Origin of the sequence: Actinosynnema sp. NPDC091369 (assembly GCF_044757065.1) — a bacterium.
Lineage (GTDB): Bacteria > Actinomycetota > Actinomycetes > Mycobacteriales > Pseudonocardiaceae > Actinosynnema.
The window spans coordinates 177842-193782 of sequence record NZ_JBIVUG010000006.1 but is presented as its reverse complement, the minus strand read 5'-3'; the positions used below and the strand labels follow the sequence as shown (position 1 = coordinate 193782).

The following is a 15941-nucleotide window of genomic DNA, read 5'->3' as shown; positions in this document are numbered from 1 at the left end:
GGCCCGTGGACGCCAAGCTCGCCGAAGAGCTCCGCCTGCTGCTCGACGCGGCCGCCGAGCGCGCGCAGCCGTGGCTGCACCGGATGGCCGCCGCCGAGGGCGAGCACGACACGCGCACGTGCGGCTGGTGCCCGCTGTGCAACGCGGTGGCGCTGGCCCGGGGCGACCGGTCCGAGCTGGCCGCGAAGGCGGCCGAGCACGTGGCCGGGCTGATCGCGGTGCTGCGGGCGGCGCTGGCCGAGCCCGCCGCGGCCGAGCAGGCCGAGCCGGGAGCAGCGAGACCGGAGAAGCCGCGCGTCCAGCACATCCCGGTGGTGCGGCGCGACCAGGGGTCGCAGTGCTGACTGTCGGCGTCGACGTCGGCGGGACGAGTGTGCGCGCGGGTGTCGTCGACGGTGACGGCGCGGTCCTCGACACCGCCCGCGCGGCCACGCCCAGTGGCGAGGGAGCGCTGGAGGAGGCGATCGGCACGGCCGTCGCGGAACTCGCCTCCCGGCACCGGATCGCGGGCGTCGGCCTGGCCGTGGCCGGGTTCGTGGCCTCCGACCGGCGCACCGTGCGGTTCGCACCGCACCTGGCGTGGCGGCAGGCCCCCGTGGCCGAGCGGATCTCGCAGCGCGTCGGCATGCCCGTGGTGCTGGAGCACGACGCGAACGCCGCCGCGTTCGCCGAGCACCGGTTCGGCGCGGCGCGCGGCGCGAAGATCGCCGCGCTGGTCGCGATCGGCACCGGGATCGGCGGCGCGCTGCTGATCGACGGCCAGGTGTTCCGCGGCGCCCACGGCGTGGCGCCGGAACTCGGACACCTGCGGCTCGTGCCGGACGGGCGGCCGTGCCCGTGCGGCAAGAACGGCTGCTGGGAGCGGTACTGCAGCGGCACGGCGCTGAGCACGACCGCGGTCGAGCTGCTGGCCCGCTACCCCGGCCAGTCGACCGTGCTGGCGCGGGAGGCGCTGGGCGACTCGCGTGCCGTCACCGGGCGTCGGGTGGCGGGCGCGGCGCGGGACGGCGACCCGTTGGCGCAACGCGCGATGGCCGACCTGGCCCGGTGGCTGGGGGAGGGGTTGGCGCTGGTCGCCGACGTGTACGACCCCGAGGTCGTGGTCATCGGCGGAGGTGTGTCGGAGTCCGCGCCGCTGTTCCTGGACGACGCGCGGGAGCGGTACGCGGCCGTGGTGACCGGGGCCGGGCACCGGCCGTTGGCGCGCATCCGGACCGCGCAGCTCGGTGACGACGCCGGCATCGTCGGGGTGGCCACGCTCGCGCGTGACGTGGCGGCGAGCACAGCCCGCAACGGAAGGCACCGTTGACCTCCGCGTCCGCGTAGCATCGCGGGATGCGGACCGCCGTCATCAGGGGACCGCGAGACCACCACGTCCGCGAGTCCCGCACCGATCCCGTGGTGCGCCGATGAGGACGGGTGCGGCGCACGGGCACGTCGGGTACTTCCACGAGACCGCGTTCTACGGCAGTGACGACGACTACCGGTCGTTCGTCGTGCCGTTCGTGGACGAGGGCGTGGCGGCGGGCGAACCGGTGGTGGTGGCGTGCCGCGAGGCGAACGAGCGGCTGGTGCGCGACGCGGTGGCCGACCCGTCCGGCGTGGTGTTCCTGCCCGGCGGCGACCAGTACGCCCGGCCGACCGAGGCGATCCTGGCCTACCGGAAGCTGTTCGCCGAGTACGCGGGCGCGCCGCAGATCCGGGTGGTGGGCGACGTGCCGCACCCCGGCGTCGGCGCGTCGTGGGACTGGTGGGCGCGGTACGAGGCGGCGGTGAACGAGGTGTTCGCCGAGTACCCGCTGTGGGGGGTGTGCCCGTACGACCTGCGGACCACCCCGGCGCGGGTGCTGGCGGACGTGGCGCGGACCCACCCGTGGACGGTCGGGGCGGACGGGGCGCACCTGCCCAACCCGCGGTACCGGTCCTCGTGGGTGCTGCCGTCCGCCGTGCCGTCGGCGTTCGAAGCGGGGCGTCCGCTGGTGGAGCTGACCGACCCGACGCCGGCCGAGGCGCGGCGTGCGGTGACCGCGGCGTGCGCCGGCGCCCGGTTGAGCCGGGACGAGGTGGACGACATCGTGTACGCGGCGAGCGAGGCCGTGACGAACGCGCACTCGCACGGCCGGCCGCCGGTGCGGCTGCGGGCGTGGGCGGGGCCGACGCACGTGCTGGTGGCCGTGACGGATCGGGGCGACGGTCCGTCCTCCGCCTCGGCGGGCCTGGTCCCGACCGACCGCACCACCACCGCCGGCGTGGGCCTGTGGCTGACCCACCGCACGTGCCGCGACGTGACCATGAGCCGTGACGCCGAGGGCTACACGATCCGCCTGACCGCCGGCCACTGACCCGCGAGTCGAACGCTCACGTCCCGCGTGTCGAACCTCCAGGTCCCGCGAGTCGAACGCTCAGCGCCCGCGTGTCGAACGTTCAGGTCCCGCGTGTTCAACGCTCAGCACACGCCCGGCGGATCGCTCGTCGCCCTGAGCGTTGAATTCAGGGGTCCTGAGCGTTCGACTCTCGGGGCCTGAACGTTCGACTCTCGGGGCCTGAGCGTTCGACTCTCGGGGCCTGAGCGTTCGACTCTCGGGTCCTGGGTGTTCGACTCGCGCGAGGGATTAGAGGACGGCGCCGTCGTCCCAGCCCGAGTCGGGGGGCTGGGTGTTGCGCATGCGCAGGATCAGCCAGCCCGCGCCCGAGCACATCACGATCAGCGCCAGCGGGGTGCCGATCGTGCCGGTCAGGCCGAACAGGCCCGGGAACAGCAGGAGGACGACGCCCAGGAGGATCAGCAGCAGGGCCGCGACGGTGCCCGGCCGCAACGCGGGCAGCGGAGGCGGGTCCGGCGGCACGTAGTGGTCGTTCGGGTCGTCCGGGTCCGGGTACGCGTCGGGGTCGTCGTCCGCGGTGGCCACGGCCGGCTGGCCCTCCGGCCGCACGGGACGGGCCGGCTCGGCCTCGTCGCCCTCGTCCGGGTCGACGTCGTCGAGGAAGGCTTGCTTGCCCACGCCTTCGCGTTCCAGACCCGCCACGATCTCGGCGAAGGTCGCGTCGACGTCCTCCGGGCCGTCGGTCGAGTCGCGTCGGGAGTTCATCGGCGTGCTCCAGCCCTCCGGTCGTGAAGGCCAATCCTCTGCCAGGTTCCATCGTCCCACGAGCCCGTTGTGTTGCGGATTACGGCAGCGGGTGGACCTTGGGACCGTACCGCCTCCACGCGGCGGTTCGTTGTGTCTTTCGCCGCCGGCTCCGTAGGCTGGCGTCGGGGATCAAGCACGTCGAGGAGGCGCTCCCAGCGGTGCTCTACTGGTTGATGAAACACATCTTTCTCGGGCCGCTCCTGAAGCTGTTCTTCCGACCCCGGATCATCGAGGGCGCGGAGAACATCCCCAAGGAGGGCGGGGCCATCCTGGCGAGCAACCACCTCGCGGTCTCCGACTCGTTCTTCCTGCCGCTGAAGCTGTCGCGCCGCGTCACCTTCCCGGCGAAGATCGAGTACTTCACCGGCAAGGGACTCAAGGGCCGCTTCCAGCGCTGGTTCTTCTACGGCGTCGGCCAGGTGCCGATCGACCGGTCCAGCGCCTCGGCCGCCCAGGGGGCGCTCGACACCGGCGTGCGGATCGTGCGCGAGGGCAAGCTGCTCGGCATCTACCCCGAGGGCACGCGCTCGCCCGACGGCCGCCTCTACAAGGGCAAGGTCGGCGTCGCGTGGATCGCGCTGGAGTCCGGCGCGCCGGTCATCCCGGTGGCGATGTTCGGCACCGACAAGGCCAACCCCATCGGCTCGAAGATGTGGCGGCCGTACCCGATCCGGATCAAGATCGGCAAGCCGCTGGACTTCTCCCGCTACGAGGGCCTGTCCGGCGACCGGTTCGTGCTGCGGTCCATCACCGACGAGATCATGTACGCCCTGATGGAGCTGTCCGGCCAGGAGTACGTCGACGTGTACGCGGCCAAGGCCAAGGAAGGGCCCAAGGCGGCCGGGTCCGGCGACGGCGAGCAGGCGAAAGCCGTCGATCGGCTGCCCGAGGCGAAGGCGGGCTGATCGGCACCCCTAGGCTGGTGGGGTGCGGTTCTTCTACGACTGTGAGTTCATCGAGGACGGGGTCACGATCGACCTCGTCTCCATCGGGGTGGTCGACGAGGAAGGCCGCGAGTTCTACGCCGTGTCGACCGAGTTCGACCCGGCCAAGGCCGGTCCGTGGGTGCGCGCGAACGTGCTCAACCAGCTGCCGCCGCCCGCCGACCGGGCGTGGCGCAGCCGGGAGCGCATCCGCGCGGACCTGCTCGACTTCCTCGGCGGACCCAAGGCCAACCGGGACGAGATCGAGCTGTGGGCGTGGTTCGCCGCCTACGACCACGTGGCGCTGGCGCAGCTGTGGGGCCCGATGCCCGCGCTGCCGCGCTGCCTGCCCCGGTTCACGCGTGACCTGCGGCAACGCTGGGAGGACGTGGGCAAGCCGCGGCTGCCGCAGGCGCCTGCCGACGCGCACGACGCGCTGGCCGACGCGCGGCACAACCTGGCGCGCTGGAAGGTGATCGAGACCGAGCGGCAGCGGAAGGGGTTCGCGGTCCGGTAGGTGGACCCTCGCTTGCTGCACCGATCCAGCACGTGTCAGGCTTGGGTGACCCACGCCACGAGAAGAGATTGGCTAAGCAAATGCGCATTGGTGTGCTCACCGGCGGTGGCGACTGCCCCGGCCTCAACGCGGTCATCCGCGGTGTGGTCCGCAAGGGCATCGAGGCCCACGGCTGGGAGATCGTGGGGTTCCGGAACGGGTGGCAGGGGCCGGTCGAGAACCTGACCAAGCCGATCGGGCTCGATGACGTCGAGGACATCCTCACCAGGGGCGGCACCATCCTCGGCTCGTCGCGCACCAACCCGTACAAGATCGACGGCGGTGTCGACCGCATCCGCGAGACCCTCGCGGCGAACCAGGTCGACGCGCTGATCGCCATCGGCGGCGAGGACACCCTCGGCGTCGCCAAGCGGCTGACCGACGACGGCATCGGCGTCGTGGGCGTGCCGAAGACCATCGACAACGACCTGGGCGCGACCGACTACACGTTCGGCTTCGACACCGCCGTGCACATCGCCACCGAGGCGATCGACCGGCTGCGCACGACGGCCGAGTCGCACCACCGCGCGCTCGTGGTCGAGGTCATGGGCCGCCACGCGGGCTGGATCGCGCTGCACTCGGGCCTGGCCGGCGGCGCGAACGTGATCCTGGTGCCGGAGCGGCAGTTCAGCGTCGACAAGGTGGTCGAGTGGGTGGAGCGGCGCTTCGAGCGCCAGTTCGCCCCGATCATCGTCGTCGCCGAGGGCGCCATGCCCGAGGGCGGCGCCGAGGTTCTGCACTCCGGTGAGAAGGACGCGTTCGGCCACGTGCGGCTGGGCGGCATCGGCACCTGGCTGGCCGAGGAGATCGCGGAGCGGACCGGCAAGGAGTCCCGCGCGGTCGTGCTGGGCCACGTGCAGCGCGGCGGCATCCCGACCGCCTACGACCGCGTGCTCGCCACCCGGTTCGGCCTGCACGCGGTGGACGCGGTCGCCGACGGCGACTTCGGCGTCATGGTCGCGCTGCGCGGCACCGACATCGTCCGGGTCAAGCTGTCCGAGGCGACCGAGGAGCTGAAGACCGTCCCGCTGGAGCGCTACCAGGAGGCCGAGGTCTTCTTCGGCTGATCGGTCGGGCTTGCGCGAGAGCCCCTGGCGCCCGGTGGCGCCAGGGGCTCTTCGTCACTTCTTGGCGTACTCGGCGAGCCCGGTGAAGTCGACCATCACGCACGCCTCGTCGCCGACGACCCACGCGTCGTGCCCGGGTTCCACCGTGATCGCCTCACCCGGCCCGGCCTCGCCCTCCGCGCCGTCGTCCATGACGACGTGCATCCGGCCGGACAGGATGTAGCCGGTGTGGGCCGCCTGGCAGGACCGGGTGCCCGCGATCGGCCCGACGTCCTGCGACCACCGCCAGCCCGGTTCGAACTCCGCTCTGCCGACCGTCGTGTCACCGATGGTGACCAGGTCGATGTGACCGTGCGGGAACTCCCGCACCTCCTCGGGTTCCGTGAAGCTCTTCGACGCGAGCACGGACATTCCGATCACCTCGTCATCTGCGTCTCAGCCCTGCACCACGGGGTAGATCTCGTCCGCCACGAGGCCGTGCGCCTCGCGGTGGACCCGGTGCGCCGTCTCCGCGTCCGGCGCGTCGACCAGGCAGAACACCTTGCCGTCCCGCTCGTCGACCCAGTAGTTGAGGTACCGCACGCCGTACTGCCCTTGGGTGCGCAGGTCCGCGGCGTGCGCCTCGGCCACGTCACGGGGACCGGCACCTTCGGGCAGGTGGTTGTGCACGTCCATGAACAACATGGGGGTCCTCCCGACTCGGAGTGGATCGGGACACGCTAGGCGGCGCGGCGTTCCCAAACCGTTCCCACGGCGGTCCCGTCGGGCCGGACGTAGGGTGCCGCCATGCCGGCCACCTGCCAGGTGCACGTGCTGGGCAGGTTCACCGTCGCCGTCGACGGCAGACCCGTCCCGGGTGACGTGTGGCGCAACCGGCGCGCGGCCGACGTGGTGAAGCTGCTGGCCGTGGCGCCGGAGCACCGGCTGCACCGCGAGCAGGTGATGGACCGGCTGTGGCCGGACCTGCCCGTCGAGGCGGCCGGGGCGAACCTGCGCAAGGCGGTGTTCTACGCGCGGCGCGCGCTGGGACGTGCCGACGCGGTCCAGTGCGAAGGGCGGCTGCTGACGCTGTGGCCCGGCGGTGTCCTCGACGTGGACCTGGACCGGTTCGAGCGGGCGGCCGACGCGGCGTTGGCGTCGGGTGACGCGGCCCGGTGCGCGCTCGTCGCCGCCGACTACCGCGGTGGCCTGCTCGTGGACGACCGCTACGAGTGCTGGGTCGCGGAGCCGCACGAGAAGGTGGAGGGCCGGTACGCCGCGCTGCTGCGGGCCGCGGGCGACTGGGAACGGCTGCTGGAGCTGGACGCGACCGACGAGCAGGCGCACCGGGCGGTGATGCGCCGGCACCTGGCCGCCGGTCGCCGCGGCGAGGCGCTGCGCCAGTTCGAACGGCTGCGGCGCACGCTGCGGGAGCGGATCGGGGTCGGGCCGGACGCGGAGACCCTGGCGCTGTACGAGTCGGCGCTGGCCCTGGACGCGGCCGACCCGCCGTCACCGGCGCAGCGGGCGGCGGTCGCGCTGGCCAACGGCCTGGTCGCGTTCGGGCGGCGGCACCTCGCCGAGGCCGAACGGCTGGCCCGGCAGGCGCGCGTGCTGGCGCTGGACGCCGACCTCGGGCACGAGCTGGGCGAGGCGTCGACCCTGCTCGCGCTCGTCGCGCACGCCCGCGGCACGTGGCACCGGCTGTTCCGGGAGGAGTTCGCCGACTCGGTGCGCCACCCGCCGCGGCCCGAGGTCTACGACGCCCACCTGTGCTTCCAGGAGTTCTACCTGTACGGGCCGGAGGGGCACGACGGCGCCGAGTCGTTCGGCCGCGACCTGCTGGACATCGCGTCACGGGCGGGGTCCGCGGCGGGCCGGGCGCTGGCGTGCCTGCTGCTGGGCGAGTTCGCGCTGCTGTCCGGCCACCTCGACGACGCGGTGGCGACGCTGGGCGAGTCGCTGCGCGAGGCGGAACGCGCCGGGTGCGCCTCGGCCCGGTCCCTCGCCCTCGAACGGCGGGCCGAGGCGCGGGCCCGGCTCGGCGACCGCGCGGCGGCCCGCGCCGACCTCGCCGAGGCGCTGCCGCTGGCCTGCTCGTCCCGCATCCCGTCGCACCTGGTCATCCGCGTGCACGGGGTCCGCGTGCTGGCCGCCGACACCCTCGGCGGGGCGCTCGGCCCGATCCGGGACGCCGAGCGGTGGCTCACCGGGGCCCCGCACGTGTGCGACCCGTGCTCGATGGGCTTCCGGATCGCGGCCGCGACGGCGTGCGCGCACGCGGGCAGCCCGAGCCGGGCCCGGCCGCACCTGGCGGAGGCGGAGCGGATCAGCGGCCTGTGGCAGGGCGGCCCGTGGACGGCCGCGCTGTGGGAGGTGCGCGCCGAGGTGCGGCGCGCGGAAGGTCAGCGCACGCAGGCGGCGGCGTTGTTCCTGGAGGCCGCCGAGCGGTTCGCGGTGATGCGCCGACCGCTGGAGGAGCGCCGGTGCCGGGCCGCCGCCGACGCCTGCCTCACCGGTCCGTGAACGCCCCGAAGTGCAGGTAGGCGGCGAACGTGCCCAGCCAGTGCTCGGCGTAGTAGCCGTGGCCGAACACGTGCCGCAGGCCGGTCTCGCGGTGCGCCTCGGCCGCCGTGCGGGCCAGGTCGGCGTACCGGTGGTCCTCGGGCAGCGCCGCCGCGACGGACCGCCACTGCCACGCCCGCGACAGCGCCGGCCCGACCAGGTGCGAGCCGTACGCGTCACCCGGGTCGTCCACCGGCACCGGCTCGCGCAGCACCTTTCAGCGCGAGTCCTCCAGGTGCGGCAGGAACGCCTCGAACCACGCGGTGAACCCGTCGGCCGGCAGCACCCGCCGCACCAGGTCCGCCTCGGTCAGCGCGGGCGAGAGGAAGTCCGCCGCGTCCGGCTCGAACCCGCCGTACCCGACGTCCTCCCGGTGCCACCGCAGCGCCGCCCGTTCGCACGCCGACGCCAGCTCCTCGTCACCCACGGCGCGTGCCGCGTCGAGCACCAGCCCGGTCGCGAACGCGGTGTTGCCGTGCGTGCCGGTCCGGACCGGCAGCCGCGCGGTCGTCACCTCGGCGAGATACCGGTCACGCAGCACCTCGCTCAACGGCCGCAGCTCCGCCGCCCACGGCGAGCCCCGGGTGCGGAGTTCCGCGTCGAGCACCAGCAGCCACGCCCACCCGTAGGGGCGCTCCCAGAACCCGCCGCTCGGGCCGTCGAAGAACGCCGCCTCGGTCCGCGCGTGCTGCCGCGTGATCAGCGAGTCGAGCACCCGCCGGGCCTGCTCCGCGCCCTCGACCTCGGGCCGCACCCGCAGCAGCCGGACCGCCAACCAGGTCTGATGCACGCACGAGTGCCAGTCGAACGACCCGGCGAAGATCGGGTGCAGCACGCGCAGCGGCACCAGGTCGGCGTCGCCCGTCACCACGTGCGACCAGTGGGCCGGGTAGTCCCGCCGGATGTTGTCCACCGCGGTCGACAGCAACCTGGCCGCCGTGTCGTCATCCGATCGGGTGTCCGGCATGGTCCACATAATGCACAGGTCGGACCCGAGTCCGTCTCTGAGTGTGGACAGCTATCTTTAACGTGTGAACTGGACCGTGGACGTGCCCGTGGACACGCTTCCCGAGCTTCCGCCCCTGCCGCCCGAGATGCGCGACCGACTGGACGACGCGCTCGGCCGGCCCGCCGCCCAGCAGCCGGAGTGGCCGGACGCCGAGCAGGTGCGCCGCGTGCGCGCCGTGCTGGAGAGCGTGCCGCCGATCACCGTGCCCGCCGAGATCGACCGGCTGCGCGACAACCTGGCCGAGGTCGCCCGCGGCGAGGCGTTTCTGCTGCAGGGCGGCGACTGCGCGGAGACGTTCGCGGACAACACCGAGCCGCACATCCGCGCGAACGTCCGGACCCTGCTGCAGATGGCCGTCGTGCTCACCTACGGCGCGAGCCTGCCGGTGGTGAAGATCGGCCGCATCGCGGGCCAGTACGCCAAGCCGCGCTCGTCGGGCATCGACGCGCTCGGCCTGCCGTCCTACCGCGGCGACATCGTCAACTCGCTGGTCGCGACGCCCGAGGCGCGCGTGCCGGACCCGTCGCGGATGATCCGCGCCTACGCCAACGCGGGCGCGGCGATGAACCTGCTGCGCGCCATGACCACCGCGGGCATGGCCGACCTGCACCGGCTGCACGACTGGAACAAGGACTTCGTCCGCCAGTCGCCCGCCGGTGAGCGGTACGAGGCGCTGGCCGGCGAGATCGACCGCGGCCTGCGGTTCATGTCGGCGTGCGGCGTGAACGACACGTCGCTGCACACCACCGAGATCTTCGCCTCGCACGAGGCGCTGCTGCTCGACTACGAGCGGGCGCTGCTGCGCCTGGACACCAACGGCGACCAGCCGCGGCTGTACGACCTGTCGTCGCACTTCCTGTGGATCGGCGAGCGGACCAGGCAGCTCGACGGCGCGCACATCGCGTTCGCCGAGCTGCTGTCCAACCCCATCGGGTTGAAGATCGGCCCGTCGACCACGCCGGAGATGGCCGTCGAGTACGTCGAGCGGCTCGACCCGCACCACCAGGCCGGCCGGCTGACGCTGATCAGCCGCATGGGCAACGGCAAGGTGCGCGACGTGCTGCCGCCGATCGTCGAGAAGGTCACCGCCTCCGGCCACCAGGTCATCTGGCAGTGCGACCCGATGCACGGCAACACGCACGAGTCGTCCACCGGCTACAAGACCCGCCACTTCGACCGGATCGTCGACGAGGTGCAGGGCTTCTTCGAGGTGCACCGGCGCCTGGGCACCCACCCGGGCGGCATCCACATCGAGCTGACCGGCGAGGACGTCACCGAGTGCCTCGGCGGCGCCCAGGAGATCTCCGACCTGGACCTGGCGGGCCGCTACGAGACCGCCTGCGACCCGCGCCTGAACACCCAGCAGTCGCTGGAGCTGGCGTTCCTGGTCGCCGAGATGCTGCGCAGCTAGGACCCCGTGTGAGACGACGGTGGCCCCCGACTCCCCGCGAGTCGGGGGCCACCGTCGTCTCACACGCCGATGATGGTGATCTTGGTGTCCTTCGGGACGCGCTCACCGGCCCGGATGGACTGGTTCACCACGCGGGCCCGGTCGCGGTTGTTGAACTGGACGTCGACCTTCAGGCCCGCGTCCTCCAGGATCTTCTTCGCTTCCTTGACCGACTTGCCCTCGACCTGCGGCACGGTCACCGAGTCCGCGGACACGATGACGGTCACCTGCCGGTTGCCCGGCGGCATGTTCGTGCCCGCCGGCGGGTCGGTGCGGATCACCTTGCCACCGTCGACCTTGTCGGAGAACTCCGTCGGACCCTCGACCGGGTCGAACCCGGCGGCGCTCAGCTCGGCGAACGCCTCGTCCTTCGTCTTGCCCGTGACGCTGGGCACCGGCTTGGGCTGCGAGCCCTTGCTCAGCACGATCGTCACCGCCGACCCGATCGGCACCGGCGTGCCGGGAGCGGGCTTCAACGTCACCACCTTGCCCTTGGGCACGCGGTCGCTGAACGCGTCCTCGGCGGGGTTGAGCTGCGGCTTCAACCCGACCGACGTGATCTCCTGCTCGGCGGCGGCCACCTCGACGCCCGCGTTGACCTGCGGCACGACCGGCTTGCCCGCGGACACCACGAGCCGCACCAGGTCACCCTGGTTGGCCTTGGTCCCGGCCGGCGGGTCGGTGCTGATCACCTGCCCGCTGGGCACGGTGTCGTGGTTCTCCCGGCGGGCCGTCTTGGTCAACGACGCCTCGTCCAGCAGCGCGGTGGCCACCGACTCGTCCTTGCCGACCAGGTCGGGCACGGTGGTGACCCGGCCGACGGCGAACCACCAGGTGGTGAGGCCGATGAGGATCGCGGCCACCACGACCACGCTGAGCCACGTGATGAACTGCCGCTTGCTGCGCGCCCGCATCTCCTCGTAGAGCTGCTCGGGCGTCTTCTTCTTCGGCGGTCTCTTGGCACGCGGACGGCCCGCCGGTGACGGAGCGCCGACCGACGGCTGACCGGGCGGCGGCGATCCGGGCGGCAGCGGACCGATCGGCTTCGGCTCGGGCGGCGCGAGCAGCTCGGCGCGGGGGATCGCCCGGGTGCCCTGCGGCCCGGCCGTCGGCGGCACCAGCGGGTTCGGCCGGTGCACCGGCACGGTCGGGTCGGCGAACGGCGCACCCGCGCCCACCCGCACCGGCTCGACCCGCACCGTCTGCTCGGCGGGGCTCACCGGCGCGGACACCAGCTCCGTGGCCTCTTCCGCGGGCGCGGGGGTGGTCGGCAGCGGCACGTCCACGGTGGCGATGCCGAGCATCGCCCGCGCGGTCTCCACCTCGGACAGGAACGACTCGGCGTCCGCGGGCCGCAGGAACGGCTCCTTGCGGGTCGCCCGGCGCACCAGCTCCGCGACCTCCGGAGGCACGTCCGGCACCGGGGGCACGTCGTCGTTCACGTGCCGGTAGGCCACCGAGATCGCGTTGTCGCCCACGTACGGCGGCGCGCCGGTCAGCATCTCGTACAGCAGCACGCCCGCCGAGTAGACGTCGCTGCGCGCGTCCGTCGTGCCCGTTGTCACCTGCTCGGGCGAGAGGTAGGCGACCGTGCCCAGGATCATGGCGTCGCTGGTCACCCCGGCCGTGGAAACGGCGCGGACCAGGCCGAAGTCGGCGACCTTCACCGTGCCGCCGGGCCCGATGAGCACGTTCTCCGGCTTCACGTCCCGGTGCACGAGGTCGGCGCGGTGCGCGGCGGCCAGCGGTGCGAGGACCTTCTCGATGACGGTCAGCGCCAGCGGCACGTCCAGCTTGCCGCGCGCGTTGAGCAGGTCGCGCAGCGTGCCGCCCTCGACCAGCTCCATGACCAGGTAGACCCGGTCCTCGTCCACGCCCTGGTCGTGGACCTGCACGACGCCGGGGTGGTGCAGCTTGGCCGCGGCCCGGGCCTCGCGCTCGAACCGCGCGACGAACTGCGGGTCGGCCGAGAACCGGGGGTCCATCACCTTGATGGCCACGGTCCGCTCCAAGCGGGTGTCCACACCGCGGTACACGGTGGACATGCCGCCCCGCGCCACCAGGGAGCCAACCCGGTAGCGTTGTTCGAGCAGCCCGCCGATCACGTTCGTCGCCGACCTTTCCACAGCCGTGGATCGTACGGTGGGGTGATGCCGACCGATGCTGTGCGCTGGAGCATCCCACGCGCGCTTGTGGGATCCGCGTCAAAGTCGGGTGGAACAGGGGGTGTCCGCAAGCCGACCCTCAGGTGTATCGCCACCACCCGGTTGGCGCAGGGCGTGGTTCACGTCGTTGTGGCATCGTGACGCACGTGAGTGCGATTCCTGCCGCTGCGGATGTGCTGGCTCCCGACCTGGAGGTCCTGCCCCTCCCCGAGGTCGCCGAGCGTCTTGACCTGCCGATCAACCGAGTCCACCAGTTGCTGCGCGACGGTCAGCTGCTCGCCGAGCGCCGCAACGGCGTCCTCGTCGTCCCCGCCGCGTTCCTCGCCGCCGGAGGTGTGGTGAAGGGGCTGCCCGGCACCATCACGGTGCTGCGCGACTCCGGCTTCTCGACCGAAGAGATCCTCCGGTGGCTGTTCACCGAGGACGAGACCCTGCCCGGCACGCCCATCGAGGCGCTGCGCGGCGACCGCGGCCGTGAGGTGAAGCGGCGGGCACAGGCTTTGGGCTTCTGACGAGCACCGCACCACCCGAGACGACCGAACCACGTCCGGGCGGCTCCCCTTCCCGGGGGAGTCGTCCGGACGTCGTGTTCCCGGCGGGCGTTAACGCCCGGTGACCCTCGCCACCAGCGCGCGGGCGAGCCCCGGCACGGCGACCGCCAGCCGGCGCGAGGTCGGCACCGCGACCCGGCGGTCCAGCACCCGGTAGTCGGCGGCGGCGATCTCGTCCAGGATCGCCCCGTACAGCGTGAGCGCGGTCCGCACGCACGGTCGGGACACGGGGTGCAGCATCGGCACGCCCGGCTCGGCCTCGCGGTACACGGACGACGCGAGCGCGACCAGGTGCCGCAACACCCTCCGCACCCGCTGGTCGGCCTTCCCGGTCCGCCGGCACCACGCCAGCAGCTCCCGGTCGACGCCGTAGGCCGCAAGCACGTCCTGCGGCAGGTAGACCCGACCGCGGTCGAGGTCCTCGCCGACGTCGCGCAGGAAGTTCGTCAGCTGGAACGCCCGGCCCAGCGCGGCGGCGTGCGGTTCCGCTTCGGCGCGCGGCACGACCGTGCCGAACACGGGCAGCAGTTGCAGTCCGATCACCGCCGCCGAGCCGTGCATGTACCGCTCCAGCGCGGCGAGGTCCGGGTAGGACGTGACGGTCAGGTCCATCCGCATCGACGCCAGGAACTCACCGAACAGCGCCGGGTCGATCGAGTGGCGGCGCGCGGTGTCCACCAGGGCCACGAGCACCGGGTGGCCGGTCGGCCGTCCCGCCAGCTCGTCGGCCAGCTGGGCCTCCAGCAGCTCCAGGTCACCGGCCGGGTCGGTGGACGTGCCGCTGTCCACGATCTCGTCGGCCCACCGCGCGAAGCCGTACAGGGCGTGCACGGCGGGCCGCTGCGCCGGGGTGAGCAGGCGGGTGGCGAGGAAGAACGTGCGGCCGTGCGAGGCGTTCAGCTCGCGGCACCGGGCGTAGGCCGCGGCCAGGTCCGTCACGTGCGCCTGCCGGGCGGCCGGGCAGCCCGCGGGCGCGCCGGTGCGGCGCTGGAACGGGGGAGCGGAGGGGTCGCGGACATCGCGGCCACATCGTCGCACAACGCGCGTGCGGTCAACGCCGGGTGTGCGCCCGCCGCGGTTGCGCGGGCCGCCGCGACCTCGCCCCGGCGAGCCCGGTGATCCGCTGCGCGGCCAGCCGGCCGGAGATGAGCACCGGCGGCACGCCGACGCCCGGCGTGGTGCCGCAGCCGGCCAGCACCGCGTTGTCCAGCACGAGGTTCCGCGGCCGGAACGGCCCGGTCTGGGCGAACGTGTGCGCCGCCGAGAACGGGGTGCCCGCGGCCAGGCCCAGGTCGGCCCAGTCCCGCGGCGTGACCAGCCGCTCGACCCGGATCGCGTCGCCGAACCCGGTGAGCCCGCGCCGCTCCAGCACGCCGACCAGCTCGTCGCGGTAGGCCGGGCCGACCCGGTCCCAGTCGATCGGGCCGACGCGCAGGTTCGGCACCGGCGCGAGCACGAACATCCCCTGCCCGGGCGGCGCGGTGACCAGCAGCGACGGATCGCTCATCAAGGTGCCCCGCCGGGTCAGCTCGTCGAACGTCCGGTCCCACTCCCGGCCGAAGAGCAGCGTGTGGTGCGCCAGCTCCGGCCACGTCCGGTCCACGCCCGCGTGCAGCACGACCGCTGACGGCGACCACGTGACCGGCACGGGGCGGCGCGGGCGGTGGCCGAGCAGGCGGTACGACACCGGCAGGTCCGGCGTGAGCACCACCGCGTCGCACGGGATGCGCTCGCCGTGGGTGGTGCGCACCGCCGTCACCCGGCCGCCGATGCGCTCCAGCCAGGCCACCGGCGTCTGGAACCGCAGGTCGGCGCCCGCGTCCCGGGCCGCCGCCGCCAACGCGTCCGGCAACGCCCGCATCCCGCCCTCGGGATAGTGCACCCCCGCGATGGTGTCCATGTAGGCGATGACGGCGTACGCGGCGAGCGCCTTGCGCGGCGGCACGCCCGCGTACAACGACTGGAACGAGAACACCCGCTGCACCCGCTCGTCGCGCACGAACCGCGCCACCGACGGCCCGAGCCGGGCGAACCCGCGCAACCCGGCCAGCTTCGCCAGCTCGGGCGTGAGCAGCGACAGCGGCGAGTCGAAGTTCGCCCCGATGAACCGGTCCCGCTCCACCCGGTACAGCTCGGTCAGCCACCGCCGCAGCGCCCGGTACCCGGCGGCCTCGCGCGGACCGGCGAACCGGCGCACCTCGGCCTCCATCGCCTCGGCGTCGGAGTGCACGTCCAGCGTGCTGCCGTCGGCGAAGCGTGCCCGGTAGGCGGGGTGCACGGGCCGCAGGTCCAGCCGGTCGGCCAGCGAGTCGCCGACCGCGTTCAGCGCCTCGTCCACCAGCTCCGGCATGGTCAGCACGGTCGGCCCCGTGTCGAACCGGTAGCCGCCCAGGTCCAGCCGCCCCGCCCGGCCGCCGGGCACGGCGTCGCGCTCGACCACGGTGACCCGACGACCCGCGCCGAGCAGGTGCAGCGCGGCCGACAACCCCGCCAGCCCCGCGCCGACCACGACGACGTGGTCCGTGCGGCCGGTGACCGTGCGCAT

15 protein-coding genes and 1 pseudogene are annotated in these 15941 nt (G+C 73.5%); 9 read left to right on the top strand and 7 right to left on the bottom strand.

Going from position 1 to position 15941, the window contains the following annotated elements; translation table 11 throughout:
• The first annotated feature begins 5 nt into the window (after positions 1–5).
• The 3 genes from ACIQMJ_RS24025 to ACIQMJ_RS24015 all read left to right on the top strand — a co-directional run bounded on the left by ACIQMJ_RS24025 (position 6) and on the right by ACIQMJ_RS24015 (position 2342).
• On the top strand, positions 6–344 hold the full coding sequence (locus ACIQMJ_RS24025) for a hypothetical protein (protein WP_499763245.1): 339 nt from the start codon (positions 6–8) through the stop codon (positions 342–344).
• The gene (locus tag ACIQMJ_RS24020) at positions 338–1309 is read left to right on the top strand and encodes an ROK family protein (RefSeq protein WP_499763244.1); all 972 of its coding nucleotides are present in this window, start codon (positions 338–340) and stop codon (positions 1307–1309) included. The genes ACIQMJ_RS24025 and ACIQMJ_RS24020 overlap by 7 nt, the downstream gene beginning before the upstream one ends.
• A gap of 100 nt (positions 1310–1409) precedes the next feature.
• Complete coding sequence (locus ACIQMJ_RS24015; protein ID WP_499763243.1) at positions 1410–2342, top strand: anti-sigma factor RsbA family regulatory protein; 933 nt, start codon at positions 1410–1412, stop codon at positions 2340–2342.
• Between the two features lie 270 nt (positions 2343–2612).
• On the opposite strand, the gene ACIQMJ_RS24010 is transcribed toward ACIQMJ_RS24015, so the two are convergent.
• Positions 2613–3089, bottom strand: coding sequence for a hypothetical protein (locus tag ACIQMJ_RS24010; protein ID WP_499763242.1), 477 nt, complete (start codon positions 3087–3089; stop codon positions 2613–2615).
• A 200-nt stretch (positions 3090–3289) separates the two neighbouring features.
• Here ACIQMJ_RS24010 and ACIQMJ_RS24005 point away from each other — a divergent pair, with 200 nt between their 5' ends.
• The 3 genes from ACIQMJ_RS24005 (at position 3290) to ACIQMJ_RS23995 (ending at position 5677) form a co-directional block, all read left to right on the top strand.
• Positions 3290–4036, top strand: coding sequence for a lysophospholipid acyltransferase family protein (locus ACIQMJ_RS24005; RefSeq protein WP_499763241.1), 747 nt, complete (start codon positions 3290–3292; stop codon positions 4034–4036).
• 22 nt (positions 4037–4058) lie between these two features.
• Entirely contained in the window at positions 4059–4571 is a 513-nt protein-coding gene (locus tag ACIQMJ_RS24000) for a polyadenylate-specific 3'-exoribonuclease AS (protein WP_499763240.1), read from the top strand.
• A gap of 80 nt (positions 4572–4651) precedes the next feature.
• Entirely contained in the window at positions 4652–5677 is a 1026-nt protein-coding gene (locus ACIQMJ_RS23995) for a 6-phosphofructokinase (protein WP_499763239.1), read from the top strand.
• Positions 5678–5731: 54 nt separating this feature from the next.
• Here ACIQMJ_RS23995 and ACIQMJ_RS23990 read toward each other — a convergent pair whose 3' ends face one another.
• On the bottom strand, positions 5732–6088 hold the full coding sequence (locus ACIQMJ_RS23990; RefSeq protein ID WP_499763238.1) for a cupin domain-containing protein: 357 nt from the start codon (positions 6086–6088) through the stop codon (positions 5732–5734).
• Positions 6089–6112: 24 nt separating this feature from the next.
• Complete coding sequence (locus tag ACIQMJ_RS23985) at positions 6113–6361, bottom strand: DUF4242 domain-containing protein (RefSeq protein ID WP_499763237.1); 249 nt, start codon at positions 6359–6361, stop codon at positions 6113–6115.
• A 102-nt stretch (positions 6362–6463) separates the two neighbouring features.
• On the opposite strand from ACIQMJ_RS23985, the gene ACIQMJ_RS23980 reads away from it, so the two are divergent.
• Entirely contained in the window at positions 6464–8182 is a 1719-nt protein-coding gene (locus ACIQMJ_RS23980) for an AfsR/SARP family transcriptional regulator (protein ID WP_499763236.1), read from the top strand.
• On the opposite strand, the pseudogene ACIQMJ_RS23975 reads toward ACIQMJ_RS23980, so the two are convergent.
• Positions 8169–9188 (bottom strand): annotated as a pseudogene (locus ACIQMJ_RS23975) (DUF2891 domain-containing protein). The gene ACIQMJ_RS23980 and the pseudogene ACIQMJ_RS23975 sit on opposite strands and share 14 nt — an antisense overlap.
• Positions 9189–9252: 64 nt before the next feature.
• Here ACIQMJ_RS23975 and ACIQMJ_RS23970 point away from each other — a divergent pair.
• Positions 9253–10641, top strand: coding sequence for a class II 3-deoxy-7-phosphoheptulonate synthase (locus tag ACIQMJ_RS23970; RefSeq protein ID WP_499763235.1), 1389 nt, complete (start codon positions 9253–9255; stop codon positions 10639–10641).
• A gap of 59 nt (positions 10642–10700) precedes the next feature.
• On the opposite strand, the gene ACIQMJ_RS23965 is transcribed toward ACIQMJ_RS23970, so the two are convergent.
• On the bottom strand, positions 10701–12806 hold the full coding sequence (locus tag ACIQMJ_RS23965) for a Stk1 family PASTA domain-containing Ser/Thr kinase (RefSeq protein WP_499763234.1): 2106 nt from the start codon (positions 12804–12806) through the stop codon (positions 10701–10703).
• A 185-nt stretch (positions 12807–12991) separates the two neighbouring features.
• Here ACIQMJ_RS23965 and ACIQMJ_RS23960 point away from each other — a divergent pair, with 185 nt between their 5' ends.
• The gene (locus ACIQMJ_RS23960; protein ID WP_499763233.1) at positions 12992–13357 is read left to right on the top strand and encodes an Rv2175c family DNA-binding protein; all 366 of its coding nucleotides are present in this window, start codon (positions 12992–12994) and stop codon (positions 13355–13357) included.
• Between the two features lie 90 nt (positions 13358–13447).
• Here the strand turns inward: ACIQMJ_RS23960 and ACIQMJ_RS23955 are convergent, their stop codons facing one another.
• A complete protein-coding gene (locus ACIQMJ_RS23955; protein ID WP_499763612.1) occupies positions 13448–14335 on the bottom strand; it encodes a phytoene/squalene synthase family protein in 888 nt (295 codons plus the stop codon).
• 112 nt (positions 14336–14447) lie between these two features.
• The gene (crtI, locus tag ACIQMJ_RS23950) at positions 14448–15941 is read right to left on the bottom strand and encodes a phytoene desaturase family protein (RefSeq protein ID WP_499763232.1); all 1494 of its coding nucleotides are present in this window, start codon (positions 15939–15941) and stop codon (positions 14448–14450) included.